Below are 24,308 nucleotides of genomic sequence, written 5' to 3' on the forward strand. Positions count from 1 at the left end.
CCATGCTTAGTATGTCAACAGGATGTGCTTATTCACAGCATAGTGGTGATAAGCTCGAGACATCACCCTACACCGATATATTCGGAGAACACGTGCTTGTATTTGACGATTCCATGGATACTGAAGTCATCAAACAGACGCTCAAGGCGTTGCACGAGCAGCAGAAGTACAACGAATTCGGTACAAAACGCTATGCGCTGCTTTTTAAGCCCGGGGCTTACGATATCGACATTACTGTTGATTATTACGTTCAGGCCCTGGGCTTAGGCAGGTATCCCAGCGAAGTGACCATTCATGGCGCCGTACAATCGACTTCCTCCACCAACAATAATAAAGTGACTACGATGTTTTGGCGCGGTGCTGAAAACTTTAAAGTGATACCCCGGGATGGCCATATGATCTATTGGGCCGTATCCCAGGCCGCCCCATACAGGCGTATGCACGTTGAGGGTTCCATTAATTTTGATAAAGGTAGTTGGGCAAGTGGGGGACTCTTGGCAAATTCGGTTATTGAAGGCAGGGCAGGATTAACTACCGGACAACAATGGATGACAAGAAATTCAGCAATAGGATCCTGGGAAGGAGGAAACTGGAACCGGGTATTCGTTGGAGTAGAGGGAGCCCCGGAAGATACATGGCCTAAAAAGCCTGTTACGGTAATTGAAAAAACACCGCTGGTTCGTGAAAAGCCTTTTTTAACCTATACGGAAGCTGAAGGTTATGCGGTATTCGTTCCTGCACTGCTGCGGGATACCTCCGGACCATCCTGGATAAATAAGGACGAACATGGAGAGCTCTTATCCATAGCTGACTTTCACATCGCTTACCCGGATAAGGATAATGCGGCTTCTATTAATGAAGCCCTGAAAGCGGGGAAGCATATGCTGTTCACACCCGGGATCTACAAGCTGGCTGAAACCATTACGGTAACCAGGCCTAATACCGTAATTCTCGGACTCGGGCTACCCACATTAGTGCCTCAGAAAGGGCAGATTGCCATAGCTACAGATGATGTTCCCGGATTAAAATTAGCGGGATTTATGGTAGATGCCGGAACTGAATATTCCTCTTCATTGATTCAGATCGGATCACCGGATGCCGGTGCTGATCATAGGGATAATCCCAGCTCACTACACGATATCTATTGCAGGGTAGGTGGCGCTTCAACAGGGCAGGCAGAAACAACCCTGACCATTAACAGTAATGATGTGATCGGAGATCATTTTTGGTTGTGGCGTGCCGACCATGGCGTAGGAACAGCGTGGATGGCTGGTCAGAATAAGCATGGCCTGGTGGTGAACGGAGATCGAGTGACCATCTACGGCTTATTCAACGAACATTTCCAGGGCTATCAAACACTTTGGAATGGTGAACACGGAAGCACCTACTTTTATCAATCGGAGATTCCCTATGATCCACCGACCCTTGAGGTGTGGAATGATAACGGCAAAGCGGGCTTTGCCTCTTATAAGGTGGCCGATCATGTGGGGCACCACCGGGCGTATGGGTTGGGCATCTATAGTTTTTTTAAAGGAGAGCCAGCGGTTTCAAAGAATGTAAGACTGGAGAATGCTATTGAAGTCCCGGATCATTCAGGAATTTCAATTCATCACATATCTACTTTCGCCGGACGTAACGGAGGGATAAACCACATTATAAATGGCCTTGGACCACGCACAGAGCCCGGAGAGCTAAAACACTATGACGGATTTAATGGGAGTGAAGAGTAGTGGTGGTTGGGGAGGAGTTATGACGTGTTTGGTTTGGGTGCCTTATTATTCCAAACCGTAAATTTTATAATTTAATAGCGTACACTAATCTTACATTAACATACGCTCCATTTTTAAAATCAGCGTTTTTATTTACCTGAGTTCTGTCATCTCCAATGGTTACCAGGGGTAATGCCAGGTCAAATTTGTCATCTTCCCTGTACTGACCGTAACTTCTTCCAAAAGAATATCCATATCTGCCTTCTATATGAATGCCCCCCACAAGTTTATACCGGACGAACAAACCCAGATCAATGCTTCTTCTTTCAATATAGTCATTCTGATAAGCTTCTTCTCCTAAACGATAGGTAGTTAGCAATCCGAAGTGATGTAATCCCAGATTTAATCTTTCGTTTACGTTGTATTTGACTTTAGAGGAAATTGGAAGTAAGCCTGATACAGACCATCTATCAGAAATTTTCCATTCCAGGTTCAATAAGGGAGTTACATTAGGACCGGATACTTCCTGGTTATACAATACTCCATAACCGATCTTCAATCTCTGGTGAACTATTTTTTCATAAATAAATGTGCCTCCAATCTGGAAGTGTTTATGATCTATATTGTTGAGATCAGTCATTAGCCTGGGCATAAAAACTACCTGAATAGCATTGCCGTTTGAAAGTTTCTGGATCAATCCTGTTCTTAAAATAAGTCCGTATACCTGAATGGGGTTAGCTATCTCATCAGTCATCTCAATATCATTATTGACATTCCACTGCATGTAGTTGACACTATTGTACCAAATTTGTTTTTCGTTCAATACGATGGGAACATTCAAATTAACCATAACGCCTCTTTCCGTGGTTTTTCCCGTATAAACAGATCCGGCTTCAAAAGGCTGTGGAGTACCAAAATGTCCGGATATTGATAGGATATCCAACGTCTCCTGAGCAGTAGCGAAACAAACTGACCCGATGATGAATATTAGGGCTAAAATTCTTTTCATATGGACTGTTTTGAATTTTGTCAGGTTAATTCTTTGTTAATTGTAAATAGGTTTTATGTGCCATTTTAGGGAGACCCTGAGTATTTAATCCAACGGTCAGACAATGGGCTCCTGCCATCCCTGTCCGGGAGGAGATCCCGCCGGCAGACCTTTGGGGAGGAGACACTTGTTGTACTTTCGTTATTTTTCCTTTGCCAGGCGTGTGTTTATTTGTTGAATCAATTCCTGTGCTTCTTTTTTCACTCTCTTAAAGTATTTTATCATACCCGTTCTGCGAGCATAATTAGCTTTTATATAGTTTCTTCCTTCAATACTTTGAGCAAAGGCAATCAGGTTTTCATGCTGTTCTTTTCCACCGGGTAACATTGGGAAACCATTTATATTTATTTCTGTTTTTTCAAGAATGACCCGGTTTATTTCATTGTACATGGCATAATGTTTCTCCTCTTCATTGTAAGCATCCAGAAGGTATTTGGTGTCTGTATAATATTTGGTGAGATTGTTTTGTAATTCTTCAAAACCATAGAGATTGGGATTTTCAGAATTCTGTAGTTTATTAAATGTTCTGACTGTTATTGGCTGTTGATAATACGGACCTATAAAGACAAGTTTTAAGCTATCTAGTTGGCTGGTGTTATAAGAGGTTAAATTAAGCGCCCAGGATTCAATATTTATTCGACGTGCTAATTTGCCTGTAACGTAATTACTTTCTACGGTATCTCGGGCAAGGTCTCTTTTAAACTCTTCCAATAGCACTTTAGACTTTCTGAATTCTTTTCTGTTTTCATTCCAATTATTGATCTGTAATGCGATCAAAATTCCGATAACCACAAGTACAATCTCACCGACAGCATATTTCAGATACTTCCCGGTTTTACCTTCAGCAAGAAGATTCTGCCTGATTTTTCTAAAGAATTTTATCATCGATTAGTGGTTACTGATAACGAAGCTTACCGAAAGCCTGTGCAAAGGTTTGGGCCGCAGGTAGGTTGGCTTTGTTTTTTTATAAAGATGAAGATAAAGAAAATAGTCTGATTCTTACAGAAAAGGGAGCGCTCGAGGCATTCCTGTTCGGGAGGATTTCCTGCTGGTAGACAGGTGGGTGTAGCTTTTTTTGGTGTATCGTTTTTAATCCTGTGGTCTTAAATTTTAATTTATCACAGATTCGACCAAAACCCTTCCTTTAATGAGTAATTCGGGGAGAATTGGATTATTTAATTGTTTCCAATAGGTTCTTGCTCTCCCTGTAGTTTGTTTTAATTGTTCTGAAAATATTTCTTTGTTGAGGTTGCTTAGATCAATGCCCGGGGGCAATAGATCGCCACACATTTCGATCGCGGATCCGCTTTCAACAATGCAGCGATGGATCACACCCTTTGGAATATATTCCTCTTTAAAACGTTTAGCGACTTCAAGCGTCGGCCAGGCGAAAATGGAATCCAGTCTACTGGAAAATTCAGGGGTTATCAATTGTCTTTCATTTTCAAATATGGATTCCAGAACTACCATCATTTTTAGCGTCTCTGAATCAAGGGGGATGGCTGAAGATACTAATTCAAGTGATTGCCAGTCTGGAGATCTTAAATAGTTCAATAGCTCGCCTTGGCTACTTCTAAGTTTGTTGATGACGAAATTGATTAAATGAGAAAATTCCCTGATGTAATAGGGGTTTAGATGTTCTCCAACCGGAATAGGGTTGAAGTCTACACGATAAACAATTTCATTTTTAACAGGGTCGAATTTGTTCATTTTTCGTTTTATAAGCGTTCTTGCCATCCCTTTTTGGAAGAAAATAATACCGGTAGATAGGGGGATATAGCCTTATGTGGGCTACAGCTGTTTTTCTTACCCTTCCTTTTTTATGCTACTTGTTACTATTAACTGCTATGGACTTGTTCAATATGCGAATCGATGTTTTAATCAGTTCTTTGTTGATCCTGATTTCTTCTTTCCCAAATTCTGCCTATCATGCCTAAGATTATAAAGCTACTTGATGATATACGCAGCCAAAACCCCAGATCCATTTCATCTGAATTCAAAATGAGGTCCCCAATTATTAAGACCAGACAAGTGATAATTATTATGAGTGGTAAATGTTGTTTTTTCATCAATTTAGTTGTTTCAAGCTTATTGCCAACGGTAAGGCAATGAGTCGGGGTAGGCGTGGGGTTCCAGACAAGCGTTGGACGCCTACCCTCTAGTTTCAAATTAATTTTGCCCTATAGGGGTTATCCCAACGCTTCGGGAGCCGGGCTCGCGTCGCCATGGAAACATGACGCTTTATTATTATTCTAAATCAAATCTAAGAAAATAGTCCAAACTTCGTAGGATTAAGGGGTGGTTTATAGCCCTTTGTACCTGTTACCTGTCACTTGTTACCTGTTACGTCTTAAAATAAATTCTAATACTTATTTTTTGCCGGTTCAGAATATTCCGGTTTCTCGATCTTAAGCATATCCTCATCAATCATCTTCAATAATTCATTCACGGCCCTTTCGAGTTGAACATCCCGGTTTTCTTCCAGCGATTTGGTATCCATGCGTACTTCAATGTCAGGAGCTATCCCCTTATTTTCTCCTATCCATTCATTCCTGGCAGGATCAAAAATGGCATTATCCGGTGCCGTAAGTGTACCTCCATCGACCAGCCGGTAGTGAACCGAGCTTTTAACCAGCCCTCCCCAGGTGGTGGTTCCTATTAAAGGACCTGCATTTTGTTGACGGAATACCCAGGGGAAAAAGTCACCCCCTGATCCGGCCATTTCATTGATCAGAAGCACTTTTGGCCCCAGGATCCCGGCAGGCAGTACCTTGGGGGCCGCCCCGGGAACTTCGTTGGTGTAGGCGGCTCTTATTTGGCGGGTCATGAGGTCGGTCATATAATCGTCTAATAAACCGCCGCCATTATAGCGCTCATCTATCACGGCCCCCAGCTTATCCTGCTGGGCAAAGAAATAACGGTTAAACGACACGATACCCGGACCTCCGGTGTTGGGAATCCATACATAGGCCAGCTTGCCCCCGGAAAGACTGTCTACCAGTTTCCTGTTGTCTTCCACCCATGCCCGTTGTCTCAGGGCCACTTCGCTCCTGATAGGTTTCACCGTAACCGTCCAGGCATTGTTGAAATCCGCGGAACTGTTAATGTGTAATACCGTTTGCTTATCAAGGGTTCCGTCTAAATGCCGGTAAATGTTATCAGCATCGGTTAGCTCTTGCCCATTTATACCTACCAGGTAATAGCCTTCACGGACTTTTAATCCCGGTTCGTCCAGCGGACTCGTAAGATCGGGGTTCCAGTTTTCCGTCGTATAGATCCGGCTGATTTTCCACCGACCCTTGTCAGCAGAAAAATCGGCGCCTAACAGGCCTACCTTATTCTCTTCTACCTCCGGAAAATCTCCCCGCGATACAAAACTATGCCCCACAGAGAGCTCTCCGTTCATCTGGTCTAGAATATAGGTAAGATCTGCACGGTGTTTTACATGTGGCATGAGGGGAGCATAACGATGGTAAACGGTGTCCCAGTTCCTGCCGTGTAAGGCAGGGTCGTAGAAGAAATTCTTCTCGTACCTCCAGGCTTCTTCAAACATTTGCTTCCATTCGGCAGTCCGATCCAGCTTTAATTCCAACATCACGTTAACTGGCTTCGGGTCAGCTTTATCAGCTTTGGTATCGGCCAGGCTCCATTTTCCTTTTACCTGGGTCAGTACCTTTTCACCGTCAGAAGAAACGATCATATTGCTAACCTCGGTCAGGAACTCTTTGGCTTCGCGATCTTCAAGAGTGAACTTATGTATAGTAGCACCTCTTTGATTAGGGATGTTCTCTGCTATGAAAACACTTCCGGCAGGACCGCTGCTCAGGTAGCTATAACTTCGGGAGGGTAGGGGTAGCGGAATAATTCTGCGGTCTATATCGTCAAAGTCGATAACAACCTTCATTTCTTTTTCGCTATCATCACCTTTCTTTTTTTTGTTTTTCGAATTTGACGAATGCTCTTCTTCTTCATTTTTCTCCTTCTCTTCCTCATCACTTCTGAGTTTAAAAGGCGATGTGTCGTCAGCGCTGAGGTTCACCACATAGGCACTGTATTCAGGGCTCGCACTCATCGAACTGGTATTGGCCCAACCTGAGCGAAGAGCAAGGTTGGTACTGGCCAGGAAGTATAAATGCTTGCCATCCCGGTCCCATGCAGGGTTGGAGGCATCTGCAAAGTTGTTGGTCAGCGCTTTCGTCGAATTATCATTAACTGACCAGATCATGATTCTTTTCAGGTTATTGCTACCCGTTTTAGAATATGCCAGCCATTTGGAATCGGGAGACCAGCTCAATCCCATGTTTCCACGTTCAATGTTGATGCCCCCGCTTCCCACGGTTTTTACGCTTTCCTCAGCAATATTGATGAGTTGCACCCGCAAGTCGTCATCAACAAAGGCAATGTATTTCCCGTCGGGCGACCACACCGGCTCCCAGGCGTAATGGGAAACCCCTAAAGAAATATCAGGGAACGACTTAGAGCCATCCTGGGAGGCTCTTTTTAAGACATATGCAGAATGCCCCTCATCTGAGAACCAGGCGATCTGGTCTCCCAGGGGCGACCATATCGGTTTGCGGTCTGCTGTGGATGGAGATCTGGTGATATTTCGTACATCGCCGTACTCGGTCGGGATGGTAAAGATCTCACCCCTTGATTCCATGATGATCCGTTTTCCACCGGCAGATAACCCTACGTATTGCTCATCATCGGTTACATCTTCCCATTGAGGCGTTGCCCATGGAAAATCCCCGATAACCTCTATAGCTAAAGTATTGATGGTTTTGCTGCCCGGATTAAATAGGTGTAACTCACCCTCCCTTTCGAAGATGAGTTGCCTCCCTTTTCCGGATAACCATTTTATATCGGCTCCCCCAAAAGTCGTGAGCTGCTCTAAAGAAGCATCTTCCACAGAATATGCCCATATGTTGGCAACACCACCCGATCGGTCTGAAAGAAAATAAATAGTATTGCCCAGCCATAACGGCTGAATGTCGATGGTTCGGTCATTGGGGATCAGGATTTCCGAATGATCCTTCAGGTCTATTATAACCAGCGGCGTGTTTTGTCCGCCCCTGTAGTTTCTGAACTCCGACTCCCATCGGGAAATAACGTCTACTACCACGCGTGTTCCGTCGGGAGAAAAACTGCCGTCAAATCCTCTTTGTTTGGTGAGCATCTTGCTTACACCTCCTTCTTTCGGTACCAGCCAGAGACGGTTGGAAGGTCGTGGAGCATACCCCCTGGTAGATGCATAGAGAATATGCTTTCCGTCCGGTGTCCAGCCTTTTACGCTTCCCCCGGAAGGATGCCAGGTGAGTCTTTCAGGATTCCCTCCGTGTATGGATACTTTGTAAACCGCATCTACACCAGACCTGTTGGAGGTAAATGCCAAGGTAGTGCCATCTGGCGATATTACAGGGTTGCTCTCTATTGCAGGAGTGCTGGTAATCCTTTTGATATTTTGCCCGTTGAGATCGCTAATCCATACATCACTGCCGTATGTAAAAGCAATATGTGAGTCACTAACAGATGGCTGGCGAAGTAACTTTGTAGCTTGTGCGCTGCTGTTATAGAAGGTCATCAAAAAGAATAGAAAGGCAATGGATCGTAAAGGTGAATTCATGACGGGAGAGTTGATGCTTTTAAACATAGGTTTTATAATTATATCAAGCCATAAGGGCTTAATGCATGTCTGGTTCGATCTGAAATTCGATCGCAAAAGGGAGATATCTTCTTAAATAGAAAATTTACATTCTATGATACTAATATTCCTTAGTTAAATATAAGGTAATAAATTGGATGTAATAGGTTGTGTTAATTACCACCGAGATGGTCTTTATGAAGGGTCGCCATGCCTCGGGCAGTTTACAGTTTACGGTTTGCAGAACAGAATTTGTCACCTGTCACTTGTCAACTGTTTCTTCCATTCTGAACTCGTCCCTGAAACTCGTTCCTGAAACTCATCCCTCAAACTCGTCCCTCAAACTCGTCCCTCGAACTGTTAAAAAGATTACCTCGCTCCGTCATGCTACGCATGCCTCCGCTCGGTGATCAAAGGGGTTCGCTTTTGCTCAGCATCCCGGGGCTGCTTTGGCAGCCCTGCGGGATTTTTTGTTTATCCCCTTACACCAGCAAGCTGGTGACGGCTCTAAACAAAAAATCCCGATTGCCTTCGGCAACCGGGATGCTGTGCTCACGAGAAGATTCGAACTTCCACGTCCATACGGACACTACCCCCTCAAGATAGCGTGTCTACCAATTCCACCACGTGAGCTTTTGTAGACTAAATGAAAAAAGTTAAGCAAACGCTCAACTTTTTTTTTGTGACCCGACTGGGGCTCGAACCCAGGACCCCAACATTAAAAGTGTTGTGCTCTACCAACTGAGCTATCGAGTCGTGAACAAAAACATGATGCTTTTGCTACGTAACCAATAAAAAAGTGACCCGACTGGGGCTCGAACCCAGGACCCCAACATTAAAAGTGTTGTGCTCTACCAACTGAGCTATCGAGTCAATGATAATGCTTCTTATGAGCGTTCCTACTATCTCGTAGGCGGGTGCAAATATATAACCAAATATTTATTTTTCAAGGTGATTTTCATATAAATTTGTCTTTTTTTTGGAGGGCCATTTTAAGGGTTTGAATCCGAACTATTTAATTTATAAACTATGATCGTATTATTGGGTTATATGGGCTGTGGTAAATCAACCATCGGGAAATTATTGGCTTCCCGAACCGGGTTGCAATTTATTGATTTTGATGAATTTATAGAGAAAAAAGAAGGTAAATCGATCACAGCGATCTTCAAACAGCACGGAGAGGTCTATTTCAGAAAAAAAGAACACCAATACCTCAATGAGCTGCTAAATTCAGCACCCGAGGCGGTCATTTCTTTAGGGGGAGGTACGCCTTGTTTTGGAAATAATATGCAACTTCTGCTCGACTCAAAGGCAAAAGTGGTGTATTTGAAAGCAAAGATCGATACCCTTACCCAGCGATTATTAAAAGAAAAAGAACAGCGTCCGCTAATAAAGGACATTCCTGATACCGAGTTGGAAGAGTTCATCAGAAAGCACCTGTTTGAACGTAATTATTTCTACCTGCAGGCCCCTGTAAAAATAGAGGTGGATACCCTGACGGCAGAAGAAGTGGTTGATCAGTTAGTTAAGCTTAATTAAGGAAAACAGCATCGTCTGTTCCGTTGAGGTCTACCTCTACATGTTCCTGTAAAGAGGTCGAAAGTGAGATGCCTTTAAAATCGGCTTTTACAGGGTAACGTTTATGGTTGCGGTCTACCAGTACGGCTGTTTTGAATTTTTTTAAGGGAACATCCAAAAAGTGCTTGATGGCATAGATGAGCGTACCTCCTGAATTCAACACATCGTCTACAAGTACCAGGGGCTTGTTTTGATATTCCTCCTTGCTCAGGGAGGTTTGTACCGGCGACTGCAGGTCTTCTTTGTTCATGGTTACCTCACAAAGCCTTGGCTTCAGGTCGGAAACTTCATTCAGAACAGCAGCAAGCTTTTCTGCCAGTGCAAGGCCGCCGTCTTTAATCCCCGCAATAACGATCTCTTCATCTTCACTGAAGGTTTCGTATATCTGGTAGGCGATCCTGCGGACCTTATGGGCGATCTCGTTGTGGTTTAGTATTTTATTTTCACTGACCTTCATGCCGGTTTTTTTTCAAATATAAAAAAGAGTTCTTTACCCTGACGGGGTTTGATGGAATTATAACAGGGCTCCAAAGTTTTTATATGGAATCTTTCAGAGAAAAGTCCGAGGTACTCTTCCTTACTGCCCCCAAAAGGAGGGCCTTCGCCGTTATTCGGAAAATCGAACAGCACCCCGGCAAGTTTACCGCCCTCGTCCAGCAGGTCATACATTTTATGTACATATTCCTGTCTTCGGGAAGGAGAAAGGGCACAGAAAAAGGTCTGTTCCAGGATGAGCTCGTAGGTTTTGTGATGTTTAAAAAGGTCGGTCTGCAGCAAGTGGTCCTCCGGGAAGTCCGGGGTGCGTTCCCTCAGGTTGTTCAAAGGCGTAGGAGCAATATCAATAACAGTAACATGGGTAAAGCCGTGGTCGTGTAACCATCCGGCCTCATAGGCATTGCCTGCTCCCGGAATGAGAATGTTCGTATCCTTGTTCCTTAATTGCCCGGCGTAGGCGATGATAGGGTCTGAAGGATAGCCGATGTCCCAACCCGTACTTTCGTCCCGGTACCTGTTCTCCCAGTATTGCGCATTTAGTTCCATCAGCTGTCTTCTCCGTCATCAAGGTAATCGTCAATATCTCTCCGGTCTTTTTTAGTGGGTCGGCCGGTTCCTTTTTTTCGGTAGTACTCTTTAGAGTATTTTAGGAGGTCTGCATGCTCAAAGGCTTCTTTAGGGGTGAGATCTTTCCGGTAGATATCTACCAGTTTAGCGCCAACCCGACTGGGGGGAAGGTCCATGATCTCCAACTCGTAGTTTACCTGGTTTTTTCGTACCGTGAGCTTGTCGCCGGGGTACACATCTCTGGAAGGTTTTGCTACGGCTTCATTTACCCTGATATGCCCTTTCTTGCAGGCTTCGGTGGCCTGGTTTCTGGTCTTGAAATATCGCGTGCTCCAAAGGAATTTATCGATACGCATAAATGGGTTAAATTTTTTGTTAAGCCTTCAGCAAAAATACAGGAAAATACTATCTTGCGCTCTTAAATTGCCCAAATGATGAAAATTACAAAACTTTTACCTGGCCTGCTTCTCGGGCTCTCTATTATAGCTTGTAATAATGATGACGACAACAATAATATTGAACCACCAAGAGACGTCAATGAGGTAAGGGTAGAGAATAACGATACCATAGTAGCCTATCTGCAATCTCACTTTTACAACTACGCTGAATTTGAAAATCCGCCTGCAGATTTTGACTATCAGATCCGTTTTGATTCCATTACCGATGCCAATAGGGATACGGTGATCCCGTTGATCGACCAGGTAGTTGTTCGTGAATACAACTTTCAGAATGTTGCTCATAACCTATATGTTCTGGTGGTGAGAGAAGGTGTGGGAGAGAAAGCCAAATTAGGGCATGCCGTATTGCATGATTATGAGGGGAGTTTGCTGAACGGAGAGGTTTTTGACCAGACCTTTACCCCGCGTTTAGCAAATACGCTTAGAGTATCAACTGATGGATTTAATATTAACGCAACAGGTGCCTTTATTGAAGGGTTTAACCGAATTTTCCAGGAACTGGGTATTGGAACCGGTTTTGTGGAAAATGGCGACGGTACCATCACCTGGAACCAGGATTACGGGATAGGAGCTGTATTTATTCCTTCAGGATTAGGCTATTTTAATGCAAGTCAGCCCGGAATTCCGGCTTACAGCCCCTTGATCTTTAAGGTGGATCTGTACAATTTTGAAGATGAAGATCAGGACCTGACCGTGGCAGGAGGACAGGGGCGATCAACGCCCGATACCGTACCCTCACACCTCGAGGATGTAGATGGTGATGGCGATCCAAGAAATGACGATACCGATGGAGACGGGATAGCTAATTTTGCTGATCCCGATGACGATGGCGATGGCGTACTTACCGAGTTTGAATACGATAAGGATGGCGACGGAATCCCGGATGATTATAATAACGACGGTACCCCGGATTATCTGGATCCGGATTATCCGACTGTAGAGAATAACTAAATAAAATACCCCGGAAATCCCGGGGTATTTTTTTAGTTTACAGTTTGTAGTCTGCAGTTAGCGGTTTGCAGTTAACAGTTAGCAGTTTGAGCATGCCTGAATAGGGTTGCCCTACTTCGGGTTAATATTTAATTGCTTCGTACCCGAATTCTGGAGATCGCCACAGTTCACTTCGTGAACTTCGCGAAGACGATTATCGATTTACCGCTCCCGACTCTCCACTCTCTACTCTCCACTCTCCACTCTCCACTCTCCACTCTCCACTCTCTAAAACATATACGACAAACTCAGAATCACCTGAGAGGGTCTGGTGTCTAATACCGTATTGCTGAAGATCTCATCAGTAAATGAAGCATCGTTCGAGCTGAAACTGTTGTCATAGCGCAGATCAATACCCAGGCTGCCCAGGTTAAGGCCTATACCCAGATTATAACCAATGGTAACATCACTATCAAGGTCGCCGAGGCTTACGTTATCGAGCTCAGTGTCGAGTATCCATTGAAAGGCCGGTCCGGCAAAGATGTGCAACGGACCAATGATGTTAAGGCCAACCAGTACGGGCACATCGATCTTGTGCATGGTAAAGCCGCTGCTTTGATTGTTGAAGCCGTATTCGCTTCGTACCTGCGTGTAAACGAGTTCAGGTCTTAAATAGAATAAATTATCTCCAAACTTAGCAAAGGCTCCCAGGTGCCACCCGGTTTTGGTGTCAGAGCCGATGTTCTCGACATTCTCAAAGCTGAGGTCACCGGTCGAGCTAAAATTCAAACCGCCTTTGATACCAAATCCGGATCCGGATTGACCAAAGGCGGTGAGTCCTGCCAAAAGGCAAATAAGTAGTACAGCGTTTTTCATAATTCTGTATTTTGTGTTTAGTACATCTAAAATACACAAAATCAGGTAATTACGATTATTTTCTTGAGATAGCTGCTTTTGCTTTCTCTATAATAGAGGCGCTGTTCAGGCCGTATTTTTCCATCAGCTGAGCAGGTGTTCCACTCTCTCCGAAGGTATCCTGCGTAGCAACGATTTCCTGTGGAGCAGGGTGGTTGGCTGTCAGGGTGCGGGCAACACTTTCTCCAAGTCCTCCAAGGAAGTTATGTTCTTCAGCGGTAACCACGCATCCGGTTTTAGCAACCGACTTCAGGATCGCCTCCTCATCAAGAGGTTTGATGGTATGTATGTTGATGATCTCAGCAGAGATCCCTTCTTCAGCAAGTTTTTCTCCGGCCTGAATGGCTTCCCATACCAGGTGTCCGGTAGCGACGATGGTAACATCGGTACCTTCGTTAAGCATCACGGCTTTCCCGATCTCGAACTTCTGATCTGCAGGAGTAAAATTAGGTACTGCAGGACGTCCGAAACGCAGGTAAACAGGACCGTCATGATCGGCAATAGCGATGGTAGCGGCTTTGGTCTGGTTGTAATCACAGGAATTGATCACGGTCATTCCGGGCAGCATTTTCATCAGTCCGATATCTTCCAGGATCTGGTGGGTAGCTCCATCTTCACCAAGGGTAAGTCCGGCGTGAGAAGCACAGATCTTCACGTTTTTCCCTGAATAGGCGATACTTTGACGAATCTGATCGTAAACCCTTCCGGTAGAGAAGTTAGCGAAGGTTCCTGTGAAAGGAATTTTACCACCTACGGTGAGTCCGGCAGCAAGTCCCATCATATTAGCTTCGGCAATTCCAACCTGGAAAAAGCGCTCCGGGTTTTCATTTTTGAATTCGTCCATTTTAAGCGATCCGGTAAGGTCGGCACAAAGGGCAACCACATTTTCATTGGTTCTACCCAACTCGGCAAGACCGGCTCCAAATCCGCTTCTGGTGTCTATCTTTTTTTCGAATGTGTATTTTTTCATGTGTACTATCGTATCTCGTTGATCTCTTGATTGAGATAATTAAACAATATTAGTAATCACCCAGGGTTTCAGGATTCTGTTCCAGGGCGATGGCCAGCTGCTCATCATTAGGAGCCTTACCGTGCCATGCGTGGGTGTGCATCATAAAATCAACCCCGTTACCCATTACGGTATGCATCAGTACAACTACCGGCTTTCCGTTTCCTGTTTTGGTCTTGGCTTCTTTCAGGCCGGCGATCACTGCTTCAATGTTGTTTCCTTCGGCTACCTCAAGTACCTCCCATCCGAAGGCCTCGAATTTGGCACGAAGATCACCCAAAGGCAATACGTCGTCGGTAGAACCATCGATCTGTTGCTTGTTGTAGTCAACCGTGGCAATGATGTTGTCTACCTTATTTGCTGCAGCATACATGATGGCTTCCCAGTTCTGACCTTCCTGAAGTTCTCCGTCGCCATGTAAGCTGTAGACCAGGTGATCGTCATTATTCAATTTCTTTGCCAGTGCGGCTCCAAGTGCTACAGACATCCCCTGACCAAGTGATCCGCTGGCAATGCGAATGCCCGGTAATCCTTCATGGGTGGTTGGGTGGCCTTGCAGCCTTGAATCAATAAGTCTGAAGGTGTTTAGCTCTTCCACGGGGAAGTATCCTCTGCGCGCTAGAACACTGTAGTACACAGGAGAGATGTGACCATTGGAAAGGAAAAATACATCTTCTCCTTTTCCGTTCATATCAAATCCTTCGTTAAGCTCCATCACCTCGTTATAGAGGGCCACAAAGAATTCTGTACATCCCAGGGAACCTCCCGGGTGTCCTGAATTTACCTTGTGTACCATTCTAACAATATCCCGGCGAACCTGGGTTGCTAAATCCTTTAATTGTTGTGTATCTGGCATTTGTATACGATAAAATTATTTTGCGGCAAAAATAACCCTTTACTTAACCCTGACAAAGCATTCCTATATTCTTTTTTGAACGACTTATTCACCGCATTTTCAGTGGGGAATTAAAAACTTAGCCGATTAGTTGATTATCTTTGCCACCCAAGATTTTTTTATGCAGTTTAAACGTATCGCAAATGACCCGGGGTCTCGGGCCCGTGCCGGTGAGCTCACCACCGATCACGGTACTATAGAAACCCCCATATTTATGCCGGTGGGTACGGCAGGAACCGTGAAAGGTGTTCATCAGAGGGAGCTAACCGATGATATTAATCCTGATATCATTTTGGGTAATACCTATCATCTTTACCTGCGCCCTAAAACCGATATCCTGGAAAAGGCCGGAGGGCTGCATAAGTTTATGAACTGGGATCGCAATATTCTGACCGATAGTGGGGGTTACCAGGTCTATTCCCTTTCCAATAATCGTAAGATCAAAGAAGAAGGAGTAAAGTTTAAGAGTCATATAGATGGTTCTTACCACGTATTTACCCCCGAAAATGTAATGGACATACAGCGAACCATTGGGGCAGATATCATCATGGCCTTTGATGAATGCACTCCTTATCCATGCGATTATCATTATGCAAAAAGAAGTATGTATATGACCCATCGCTGGCTTGATCGCTGTATAAAACGATTTAATGACACCCCTTCTAAATATGGGTATGAACAAACGCTTTTTCCTATAGTTCAGGGATCCACCTATAAGGATCTTAGAAAGCAGTCTGCAGAATACATTGCCAATGCCGGTGCCTTTGGAAATGCGATCGGAGGTCTTTCTGTGGGAGAGCCTGCCGAAGAGATGTACGCCATGACCGAGGTGGTTTGTGAGATCCTTCCGGAAGAGAAACCCCGTTACCTCATGGGAGTAGGTACCCCGATAAATATCCTTGAAAACATTGCCCTGGGAGTTGATATGTTTGACTGTGTAATGCCTACCCGTAACGCCAGAAACGGGATGCTTTTTACGGCCCACGGTACGATAAACATCAAGAATAAAAAGTGGGAAGACGACTTTTCTCCCATCGATGAAATGGGCATCACCTATGTAGACACCTATTATTCGAAAGCCTATTTAAGGCATTTGTTTGCGGCCAATGAGTACCTGGGCAAACAGATAGCTACCATTCATAACCTGGGCTTTTATTTGTGGTTGGTTCGTGAGGCCAGAAAACATATCTTAGCGGGAGATTTTGCCGAATGGAAGAATACCATGGTAAAACAAATGGATAAGCGCCTCTGATTTTGAAAATAATTGATCGTTACATACTGAAAAGGTACTTGCTTACCTTTTTTACCATGATCCTGCTTTTTATTCCTATTGGGATCATGGTAGACGTGTCTGAGAAGATCGATAAAATGATCGCCAACCAGGCTCCGACAAGTGCTATCATTCAGTATTATATAGATTTTACCTTTTACTTTGCGAACCTGCTGTTTCCTATATTTCTCTTTTTGTCCATTATTTGGTTTACCTCCAAGCTGGCCAATAATACAGAGGTGATCGCTATTCTGAGTTCGGGAATTTCTTTTACACGATTCCTGAAGCCCTATTTTATCGGAGCCTCCATCATCGCTGTATTCGCCTTTATGATGAGTATGTTTATTGTTCCGGCCGCCAGCCAGGGGTATAATGATTTTCGTATCAAATACCTGAAAGGTGGGCGCGATAAAGACCGGGAGACCAATAATATATTCAACCAGATCAGCGATAATGATTATGTGTATGTGAGCAGTTTCAGGCCTATCACCCAAACCGGGTATAATTTCACTTTGGAGCATTTTGAGGAAACTGAATTGAAATACAAGATCAGCGCGAGTAGTATACGCTGGGTAGAGGATGACAGTGTTTTCCGGTTGGCCTCCTATAAGAAGCGCATTATCGGACCTGAAAATGATATCCTGATCTCTAAAGCGCGTCATGACACCCTGTTTGAATTTAACTTAGACGATCTTACCCCGGTTTCCTATGTGGCAGAGACCAAGAATCTGTTTGAGTTAAATAAATTTATAGAAGAAGAAAAAAGAAAAGGATCCCCCAATATCAGCAGGTATATGGTGGTGAAGTATAAGCGGTGGAGTCTGCCGATTTCTGCTTTTATTCTAACCATAATTGCCGTGGCGGTTTCTTCTATGAAACGTCGGGGCGGTATGGGGGTGAATCTTGCCCTGGGGATAGCCCTGGCCTTTGTTTTTATTTTCTTTGATAAGGTGTTCGCTATTATGGCCGAGCAATCTAACTTTTCACCACTACTGGCTGTGGCGCTGCCGAACATTATCTTTGCCATCATAGCCTTTTATATGCTGCAAAATGCTAAACGATAAGCTAAGGAACTACCTCCACCTTCATTTTATAGTCTTTATTTGGGGTTTTACAGCCGTTCTCGGTGCCCTGATCTCTATTGATGCCATTCCCCTGGTTTGGTATCGCATGGGGTTGGCCGTATTCTTTGTAGGGATATACCTGGCCTGGAAGCGTTTTGACCTTAGGGTGCCCAGGCGTGCCATGTGGACTATGATACTGGCAGGGGGTGCCATTGCCCTGCACTGGATCACCTTCTTCATGGCGATCAAGGTGTCTAATGTTTCTGTGACCCTGGCCACGGTTTCAACCGGAGCTTTTTTTACTGCCATTCTCGAACCTTTATGGTACCGGAGAAAATTTATCTGGTATGAAACGTTGTTCGGGCTTGTGGTAATCTTAGGATTGGCGGTGATCTTTCGTGTAGAGACGCAATATGTTAATGGTATCCTGCTAGCCTTACTCTCTGCCTTGCTGGCCGCTGTATTTTCTTTGATCAACGGCAAACTGGCTCAGCAATACCGCCCTTCTGTGGTATCGCTATATGAATTAGGGAGTGGAGTGCTTTTTATAACCTTTTACCTTCTCTTCAGGGGCGGATTTACTCATGAATTTTTTAAGCTTAGCACCAATGACTGGCTGCTCTTGTTATTATTGGCCAGTGTGTGTACTGCCTATGCCTTTATTGTTTCGGTTAAGGTAATGAAGTTTATCAGTCCGTATACGGTGATGCTTACCATCAACTTAGAACCGGTTTACGGTATTATTCTGGCCTTTCTGATTCTTGGGGCAGACGAAAAGATGAGCGGGGGCTTTTATTTTGGGGCATTGCTCATTTTAGGGACTGTGGTTGCCAACGGAGTTCTGAAGAATTCTCATAAAAGAAAAGGAGCTATTCAAAGGGCAGAATAACATAAAGTTTTATATTTGTAGCCCTGTGAAACCTTCAAAACCAACTCATGGAGTACTTAGATTTTGAGTTACCAATAAAAGAGCTCGAAGAGCAACTGGATAAATGCAAACTGCTGGGTGAAGAAAGCGATGTAGATGTTACTGATACCTGTGAGCAGATAGAGAAGAAACTGGAGAAGACCAAAAAAGATATCTATAAGAATCTTACTGCCTGGCAGCGGGTGCAATTGTCAAGACACCCCTCAAGGCCCTATACCCTTGATTATATCAGAGCCCTTTGCGGGGATACCTTTCAGGAGCTTCACGGCGACAGAAATGTAAAAGATGATAAAGCCATGATCGGTGGCCTGGGTAAAATAGGTAACCAGACCTATATGTTTATAGGGCAGCAAAAAGGCTATAATACCAAGACCCGTCAATACCGAAATTTCGGAATGGCTAACCCCGAAGGGTATCGTAAGGCGTTACGCCTGATGAAAATGGCTGAAAAATTCGGAATTCCTGTAGTGTCTTTGATCGATACTCCCGGAGCCTATCCCGGTATTGAAGCCGAAGAACGCGGACAAGGGGAAGCTATTGCCAGAAACATTCTTGAAATGACCCGTCTTAAAGTACCTGTGATCGTATTGATCATTGGAGAGGGTGCTTCAGGAGGTGCCCTTGGAATAGGTGTTGGAGACAAGGTATTGATGTTGGAAAACACCTGGTATTCAGTGATCTCTCCGGAATCCTGTTCTTCCATCCTATGGAGAAGCTGGGAGTACAAAGAGCAGGCGGCCTCAGCCTTAAAGCTTACCGCTAAGGACATGAAGAAATTGTCGCTCGTAGACGATATCATCAAAGAACCCTTAGGGGGCGCTCATGCCAATCGGCAAGAAACTTTTGAGATCGTTAGTAAAGAGATCACCAAGGTTTACAATCAGTTAAAGAAATTAACACCTGAAAAGCTGGTAAAACAGCGAATGGATAAATATGCCAATATGGGTGTGTTTAAAGGGTAGCCCTTTATCAATAGGATATTGAATGAAAACCGAAGTTCATGCTTCGGTTTTTTTTACCTTTATTAACAAGAAAATCAAGTTATTAACAATAGAATTGTTGATGGCCGGTGAACAATGTAGTGCCCGCTATTCGACAGTTTTAGCCGCCAAATAATTACTTTCGCTGCTATGGAGAACGTGAACCCTATCCCAGGAATAAAGGTTAATAAATCAAGTATTATTAGCCTTGAAAAAGGAAAGGTGCCGCCCCAGGCCCTGGATCTGGAAGAAGCCGTACTTGGTGCTATGATGATCGATAAGAAAGGTATCGATGAGGTGATCGATATTCTGAACCCGGCTGTATTTTATAAGGAAGGTCATCAGTATATCTTTGAAGCCATTGTTCAGCTCTTCGAGTCGTCAGAGCCCATTGACTTATTAACAGTTTCAACAAAACTGAAGCAAATAGGTAAACTTGATAAGATTGGCGGTGATTTTTACCTGATCCAGCTGACCAAAAAGGTGTCTTCTTCGGCTCACATTGAGTACCACGCCAGGATCATTCTCCAAAAGTATATTCAGCGAAGCCTGATCAAGATCTCTAACGAGATCATCGAGGAGGCCTATGACGAAACCACCGATGTATTTGACCTGTTAGATGACGCAGAAGCCAAATTCTACGAAGTTACCCAGGGTAATATCAAGAAATCGGCAGAGACTTCCCAGAGCCTTGTCATGCAGGCGAAGAAGAAGATCGAGGAGATCTCTAACAAAGAAGGACTCAGTGGTATCCCAACAGGTTTTGATAAGCTCGATAAGTTAACCTCCGGATGGCAGCCTTCTGACCTTATTATTGTGGCAGCGCGTCCGGGTATGGGTAAAACGGCCCTTACGCTTTCTATGGCACGAAATATTGCCGTGGATGCGAAAATGCCGGTTGCCTTTTTCTCCCTGGAGATGTCGTCGGTACAGCTTATCACCCGTTTGATCTCTTCAGAAACAGGATTGTCATCAGAAAAACTGAGAACCGGAAAACTTGAGAAACATGAATGGGAGCAGTTGAATGTTAAGGTGAAGAACCTGGAGTCAGCTCCTTTATTCATTGATGATACGCCCTCACTCTCCATTTTCGACCTTCGTGCAAAAGCAAGGCGACTGGCTTCACAGCACGGTATTCGTATGATCATGATCGATTACCTGCAGTTGATGACCGCCGGGGGTTCGCAGAAGGGCGGAAACAGGGAACAGGAGATCTCCATGATCTCCCGAAACTTAAAAGCACTGGCTAAAGAATTAAATGTACCGGTTATTGCCCTGTCTCAGTTATCGCGGGCCGTGGAAACCAGGGGAGGAAGTAAGCGTCCGCTGCTTTCTGACCTTAGGGAATCGGGAGCGATCGAGCAGGATGCCGATATCGTATCATTCATTTATCGTCCGGAATACTACAAGATCGAAGAGTGGGATGATGAAGAAAGAAGCCCTACGGCGGGTCAGGCAGAGTTCATTGTAGCGAAACACCGTAACGGTGGACTTGAAAATATTAGGTTAAAATTCCTTGGACACCTCGGTAAATTTGATAATTTAGAGGAGTTTGATACACCTTTTGAGTTCCAGTCTAAGATGAATTCAGGAGAGGAAAATCCGTTCTCAACAAAAGATCTGCCCAGTGCTGATGAGGCCTTTGGCAGCTCGATGAATAATGATTTTAATAACGATGATGACGTACCCTTCTAATGATCATATACGTTCTTTTTGCTGTAAGGCAAAAAGATGGATCGTTGGAAGTACTAATTATAAAACTAAAAAAGGCATGGCTTTCTCTTCCCGGAGAACGTTCCATGCCTTTTCTCTTTCTCGTTGCCTGGTTTTATTTCTGTTACTTTTTGCAATGCATGGTTCGGCCCTGGCATCATATATTTTGATACCTATGGATGCCGATGGGCAGGAAAACCATTTAAAGGCCTATGGTATTACCTTCTGGGTATTGGAGCAGAACAATAAAGTAAAATGGCTGCTCAATTATCGCGGTGGTTCTTTCCTGATGCCCGATACAGAATCTATCAGGAGGGAGTGCCAGATTCGGGGGGTTACTTTTGAAGTGCTCACAGACGGGGTGGCCGAAGAGATCCTTGAAGAGGTTGCCAGCCCCAGTAAGAACCAGGATGCCGTGGTGCTGGAAAAAGCTCCGAAGATCGCGGTGTATTCTCCAAAAGGAAATCAACCCTGGGATGATGCGGTAACCATGGTGCTTACCTATGCAGAGATCCCCTATGATGTGGTGTATGATGAGGAAGTGTTGAATGATGGTCTGTTGCTCTACGACTGGTTGCATTTACATCACGAAGATTTTACCGGTCAATTCGGAAAGTTCTATGGGGCCTACCGTACAGCACCCTGGTATATTGAAGATAAAAAGCAGGCTGAGGCCCTGGCGAATTCCCTGGGTTACGAAAAAGTCTCCGATGAAAAGCTGGCCGTAGCCCTGAAGATCAGGAATTATGTGATAGGAGGTGGTTTTATGTTTGCCATGTGCTCTGCTACCGACAGTTTTGATATTGCTCTCTCTGCTGAAGGGGTTGATATTTGTGAGCCTATGTTTGATGGTGACCCGTCCGATCCCGGGTATCAGAGCAAGCTGAACTTTGACAATACCCTGGCATTTACCAATTTCATATTAGAAAGAAACCCGAATGCCTATGAATTCTCATCCATTGATATGACGGCAAAGCGCCCTACGGTGCAACGGGAGACCGATTATTTTACACTGATGGAATTCTCTGCCAAATGGGATCCGGTACCCACCATGTTATGTCAAAACCATACAGCCATTATTAAAGGATTTATGGGGCAAACCACCAGCTATGATCCGGCGACCATCAAGCCCACCGTGTTGGTGATGGCAGAAAATAAGGTGAATGGTGAGGCCAGATACATTCACGGGATTAAAGGCAAAGGCTTTTTTACCTTTTATGGAGGGCATGATCCCGAAGATTATCAACACAGGGTAGGAGACCCTAAAACTGAATTGGAACTGCACCCCACCTCCCCGGGGTACAGGCTTATATTGAATAATGTCCTGTTTCCTGCAGCCAGAAAGAAAAAGCAAAAAACCTGATAACCAATTTTCCCCTTACATGAACCGCCAACCATTTTTCCTTGCTCTTATTGTAATTACAGGGCTTTTTACCTCTTGTGATAAACCTTATAAGAATTTCGAGAACCGTCCGGACGATTATACAATCATACCTGCACCCAAATGGGAGCAACAGCTACCGGGACGTTTTGCCGTAGATCAAAATACGGTGATCGTTGCACAGGATGGTCTTATAAAGGAGGCTGAATATCTCAGAGACCTCATGGGAGCTCAATTCGATATCAATATTCCCATCAAAGCTTCGGCGGGACATTTTGAAAACGAGATAGAACTTAGGGTAGAAGCAGGCGATCTGGCCCCGGAATCGTATGAACTCGTGGTAATACCCGATAAGATTTTGGTGAAAGCTCCTGCGGCCGGAGGAGTATTTATGGGCTTGCAAACCCTGCGTCAGCTTTTTAATGTACCTGACCGGGAAAGGGGGCTGGAGGTAGCAACCATTACCGGGGTTCATATTAAAGATGCGCCAAGGTTTTCGTATCGCGGTATGCACCTGGATGTAGCCCGCCATTTTCAACCGGTCAGCTTTGTAAAGAAGTACATAGATATGCTGGCACTGCATAAGATGAATACCTTTCACTGGCACCTTACCGAAGACCAGGGGTGGAGGATCGAGATCAAAAAATATCCTAAACTGACAGAAACAGGGGCCTGGAGAAACGGAACCGTTGTAGGGAAATTGCCGTGGACTGAAAACGACAATGAGGTGTATGGTGGCTATTATACACAGGAAGAAATCCGGGAGGTGGTACAATATGCTGCAGACAGACATATCACGGTGATCCCCGAAATAGAATTGCCCGGTCATAGCAGTGCGGCCATAGCGGCCTATCCTGAGCTTAGTTGTTTTCCGGAACGACCCACCACTCCGAACCATGGCATGTTGTCGGCCAAGAGCATGGAGCAGCAGCAGAATGGTCATCCAAAGGTGGTTTATGAAGAATGGGGGGTAACCAATGATGTGTATTGCGCCGGAAAAGAATCGACCTTCGCTTTTCTTGAAGGGGTGCTGGAAGAAGTTGTTACATTATTTCCATCCACCTATATTCACATAGGAGGCGATGAATGTCCGAAAGGGTATTGGGAGGAATGCAGTCATTGCCAGGGTAGAATAAAGGAGGAAGGGCTTGCAGATGAACATGAGCTGCAGAGTTATTTTATAAGACGTATCGAGAAATTCCTGAATGAAAAAGGAAGGCAGATCATCGGTTGGGACGAGATCCTTGAGGGTGGATTGGCGCCCAATGCTACCGTTATGTATTGGCGTTCATGGGATGATCATAAGGCGGTGATCACAGCTGCAAACGAGGGTCATGAGGTCATCATGACACCCAATTCTCATATGTATTTTGACCATTATCAGGCTGATCCGGAACATGAGCCGGATGCCATCTGCTGCTTGTCGCCGGTACAAAAGGTGTATGAATATGAACCCGTTCCGGAAGCGGTGAGAGCGTTGGGTAAAGAAGAAATGATCATTGGTGCCCAGGCGAATGTGTGGACAGAATATATGAAAGATGCCGACTATGTTGAGTATATGGTTTTACCACGGATGGCTGCTCTTGCTGAGGTGGTCTGGACTCCAAAGGAGGCAAAGGATTACAAGGACTTTCTATCGCGACTGCAAGGGATGAAGGACCTGTATGATCAGGCCGGATATAACTATGCGCCCCATGTTTTCGCAACAAAGAAAGACAGTTTATAAT

The 24,308-nt window shown here is 44.6% G+C and carries 20 protein-coding genes and 3 tRNA genes; 10 read left to right on the forward strand and 13 right to left on the reverse strand.

Going from position 1 to position 24,308, the window contains the following annotated elements:
• Nucleotides 1-11: 11 nt before the first annotated feature.
• Nucleotides 12-1,730 carry a coagulation factor 5/8 type domain-containing protein gene (locus E7Z59_RS14905; protein WP_199287192.1) on the forward strand — a complete coding sequence of 573 codons (1,719 nt, stop codon included), beginning with the start codon at nucleotides 12-14 and terminating at the stop codon, nucleotides 1,728-1,730.
• Between the two features lie 64 nt (nucleotides 1,731-1,794).
• On the opposite strand, the gene E7Z59_RS14910 is transcribed toward E7Z59_RS14905, so the two are convergent.
• The 7 genes from E7Z59_RS14910 to E7Z59_RS14940 all read right to left on the reverse strand — a co-directional run bounded on the left by E7Z59_RS14910 (nucleotide 1,795) and on the right by E7Z59_RS14940 (nucleotide 9,271).
• Nucleotides 1,795-2,718, reverse strand: coding sequence for a DUF6268 family outer membrane beta-barrel protein (locus E7Z59_RS14910; RefSeq protein ID WP_136337152.1), 924 nt, complete (start codon nucleotides 2,716-2,718; stop codon nucleotides 1,795-1,797).
• Nucleotides 2,719-2,898: 180 nt separating this feature from the next.
• A complete protein-coding gene (locus E7Z59_RS15370; protein WP_199287194.1) occupies nucleotides 2,899-3,642 on the reverse strand; it encodes a DUF6090 family protein in 744 nt (247 codons plus the stop codon).
• A 225-nt stretch (nucleotides 3,643-3,867) separates the two neighbouring features.
• A complete protein-coding gene (locus E7Z59_RS14920) occupies nucleotides 3,868-4,467 on the reverse strand; it encodes a hypothetical protein (protein WP_136337153.1) in 600 nt (199 codons plus the stop codon).
• Nucleotides 4,468-5,119: 652 nt separating this feature from the next.
• Nucleotides 5,120-8,407 (reverse strand): S41 family peptidase, encoded by a 3,288-nt coding sequence (locus tag E7Z59_RS14925; RefSeq protein WP_199287193.1) that lies wholly within the window; start codon nucleotides 8,405-8,407, stop codon nucleotides 5,120-5,122.
• Nucleotides 8,408-8,947: 540 nt separating this feature from the next.
• A tRNA-Leu gene (locus tag E7Z59_RS14930) sits at nucleotides 8,948-9,031 on the reverse strand.
• Nucleotides 9,032-9,081: 50 nt separating this feature from the next.
• A tRNA-Lys gene (locus E7Z59_RS14935) sits at nucleotides 9,082-9,154 on the reverse strand.
• Between the two features lie 44 nt (nucleotides 9,155-9,198).
• Nucleotides 9,199-9,271 (reverse strand) — tRNA-Lys (locus E7Z59_RS14940).
• Between the two features lie 156 nt (nucleotides 9,272-9,427).
• Here E7Z59_RS14940 and E7Z59_RS14945 point away from each other — a divergent pair.
• Nucleotides 9,428-9,937: a shikimate kinase gene (locus tag E7Z59_RS14945; RefSeq protein ID WP_136337154.1), complete on the forward strand. Its 510-nt coding sequence runs from the start codon at nucleotides 9,428-9,430 to the stop codon at nucleotides 9,935-9,937.
• Here the strand turns inward: E7Z59_RS14945 and E7Z59_RS14950 are convergent.
• Genes E7Z59_RS14950 through E7Z59_RS14960 form a run of 3 tightly spaced genes read right to left on the reverse strand, consistent with a single transcriptional unit; the run spans nucleotide 9,930 to nucleotide 11,394 of the window.
• Nucleotides 9,930-10,433, reverse strand: coding sequence for a phosphoribosyltransferase family protein (locus E7Z59_RS14950; protein WP_136337155.1), 504 nt, complete (start codon nucleotides 10,431-10,433; stop codon nucleotides 9,930-9,932). The two genes, E7Z59_RS14945 and E7Z59_RS14950, sit on opposite strands and share 8 nt — an antisense overlap.
• Nucleotides 10,430-11,017 (reverse strand): methyltransferase domain-containing protein, encoded by a 588-nt coding sequence (locus E7Z59_RS14955; protein ID WP_136337156.1) that lies wholly within the window; start codon nucleotides 11,015-11,017, stop codon nucleotides 10,430-10,432. The genes E7Z59_RS14950 and E7Z59_RS14955 overlap by 4 nt, the downstream gene beginning before the upstream one ends.
• Nucleotides 11,017-11,394, reverse strand: a complete 378-nt coding sequence (locus E7Z59_RS14960; RefSeq protein ID WP_136337157.1) for an RNA-binding S4 domain-containing protein — start codon at nucleotides 11,392-11,394, stop codon at nucleotides 11,017-11,019. Before E7Z59_RS14960 ends, E7Z59_RS14955 begins: the two co-directional genes overlap by 1 nt.
• A 75-nt stretch (nucleotides 11,395-11,469) precedes the next feature.
• On the opposite strand from E7Z59_RS14960, the gene E7Z59_RS14965 reads away from it, so the two are divergent.
• Nucleotides 11,470-12,447, forward strand: a complete 978-nt coding sequence (locus E7Z59_RS14965) for an FKBP-type peptidyl-prolyl cis-trans isomerase (protein ID WP_136337158.1) — start codon at nucleotides 11,470-11,472, stop codon at nucleotides 12,445-12,447.
• A 267-nt stretch (nucleotides 12,448-12,714) separates the two neighbouring features.
• Here E7Z59_RS14965 and E7Z59_RS14970 read toward each other — a convergent pair whose 3' ends face one another.
• From E7Z59_RS14970 to E7Z59_RS14980, 3 genes are read right to left on the reverse strand one after another with little or no spacing between them, the layout of a single operon-like run.
• A complete protein-coding gene (locus E7Z59_RS14970; protein ID WP_136337159.1) occupies nucleotides 12,715-13,302 on the reverse strand; it encodes an outer membrane beta-barrel protein in 588 nt (195 codons plus the stop codon).
• 55 nt (nucleotides 13,303-13,357) lie between these two features.
• A complete protein-coding gene (locus E7Z59_RS14975) occupies nucleotides 13,358-14,311 on the reverse strand; it encodes a transketolase family protein (protein ID WP_136337160.1) in 954 nt (317 codons plus the stop codon).
• A gap of 49 nt (nucleotides 14,312-14,360) precedes the next feature.
• Nucleotides 14,361-15,206 (reverse strand): transketolase, encoded by an 846-nt coding sequence (locus E7Z59_RS14980; protein ID WP_136337161.1) that lies wholly within the window; start codon nucleotides 15,204-15,206, stop codon nucleotides 14,361-14,363.
• Between the two features lie 160 nt (nucleotides 15,207-15,366).
• Between E7Z59_RS14980 and tgt the strand changes: the two genes are divergently transcribed.
• From tgt to E7Z59_RS15015, 7 genes are all read left to right on the forward strand, one after another.
• On the forward strand, nucleotides 15,367-16,497 hold the full coding sequence (gene tgt, locus E7Z59_RS14985; protein ID WP_136337162.1) for a tRNA guanosine(34) transglycosylase Tgt: 1,131 nt from the start codon (nucleotides 15,367-15,369) through the stop codon (nucleotides 16,495-16,497).
• A 2-nt stretch (nucleotides 16,498-16,499) separates the two neighbouring features.
• On the forward strand, nucleotides 16,500-17,579 hold the full coding sequence (locus E7Z59_RS14990) for an LptF/LptG family permease (RefSeq protein WP_136337163.1): 1,080 nt from the start codon (nucleotides 16,500-16,502) through the stop codon (nucleotides 17,577-17,579).
• Nucleotides 17,566-18,468, forward strand: a complete 903-nt coding sequence (locus tag E7Z59_RS14995; RefSeq protein ID WP_136337164.1) for a DMT family transporter — start codon at nucleotides 17,566-17,568, stop codon at nucleotides 18,466-18,468. Before E7Z59_RS14990 ends, E7Z59_RS14995 begins: the two co-directional genes overlap by 14 nt.
• A gap of 47 nt (nucleotides 18,469-18,515) precedes the next feature.
• Entirely contained in the window at nucleotides 18,516-19,469 is a 954-nt protein-coding gene (locus tag E7Z59_RS15000; protein WP_136337165.1) for an acetyl-CoA carboxylase carboxyltransferase subunit alpha, read from the forward strand.
• Nucleotides 19,470-19,637: 168 nt separating this feature from the next.
• A complete protein-coding gene (gene dnaB / locus E7Z59_RS15005) occupies nucleotides 19,638-21,182 on the forward strand; it encodes a replicative DNA helicase (protein ID WP_136337166.1) in 1,545 nt (514 codons plus the stop codon).
• A gap of 154 nt (nucleotides 21,183-21,336) precedes the next feature.
• Entirely contained in the window at nucleotides 21,337-22,563 is a 1,227-nt protein-coding gene (locus tag E7Z59_RS15010) for an asparagine synthetase B (RefSeq protein ID WP_242015697.1), read from the forward strand.
• A gap of 19 nt (nucleotides 22,564-22,582) precedes the next feature.
• Complete coding sequence (locus tag E7Z59_RS15015; RefSeq protein WP_136337168.1) at nucleotides 22,583-24,307, forward strand: beta-N-acetylhexosaminidase; 1,725 nt, start codon at nucleotides 22,583-22,585, stop codon at nucleotides 24,305-24,307.
• Nucleotide 24,308 lies beyond the last annotated feature (1 nt).

It is taken from the genome of Robertkochia marina, from assembly GCF_004799345.1.
GTDB classification, from domain to species: Bacteria; Bacteroidota; Bacteroidia; order Flavobacteriales; family Flavobacteriaceae; genus Robertkochia; species Robertkochia marina.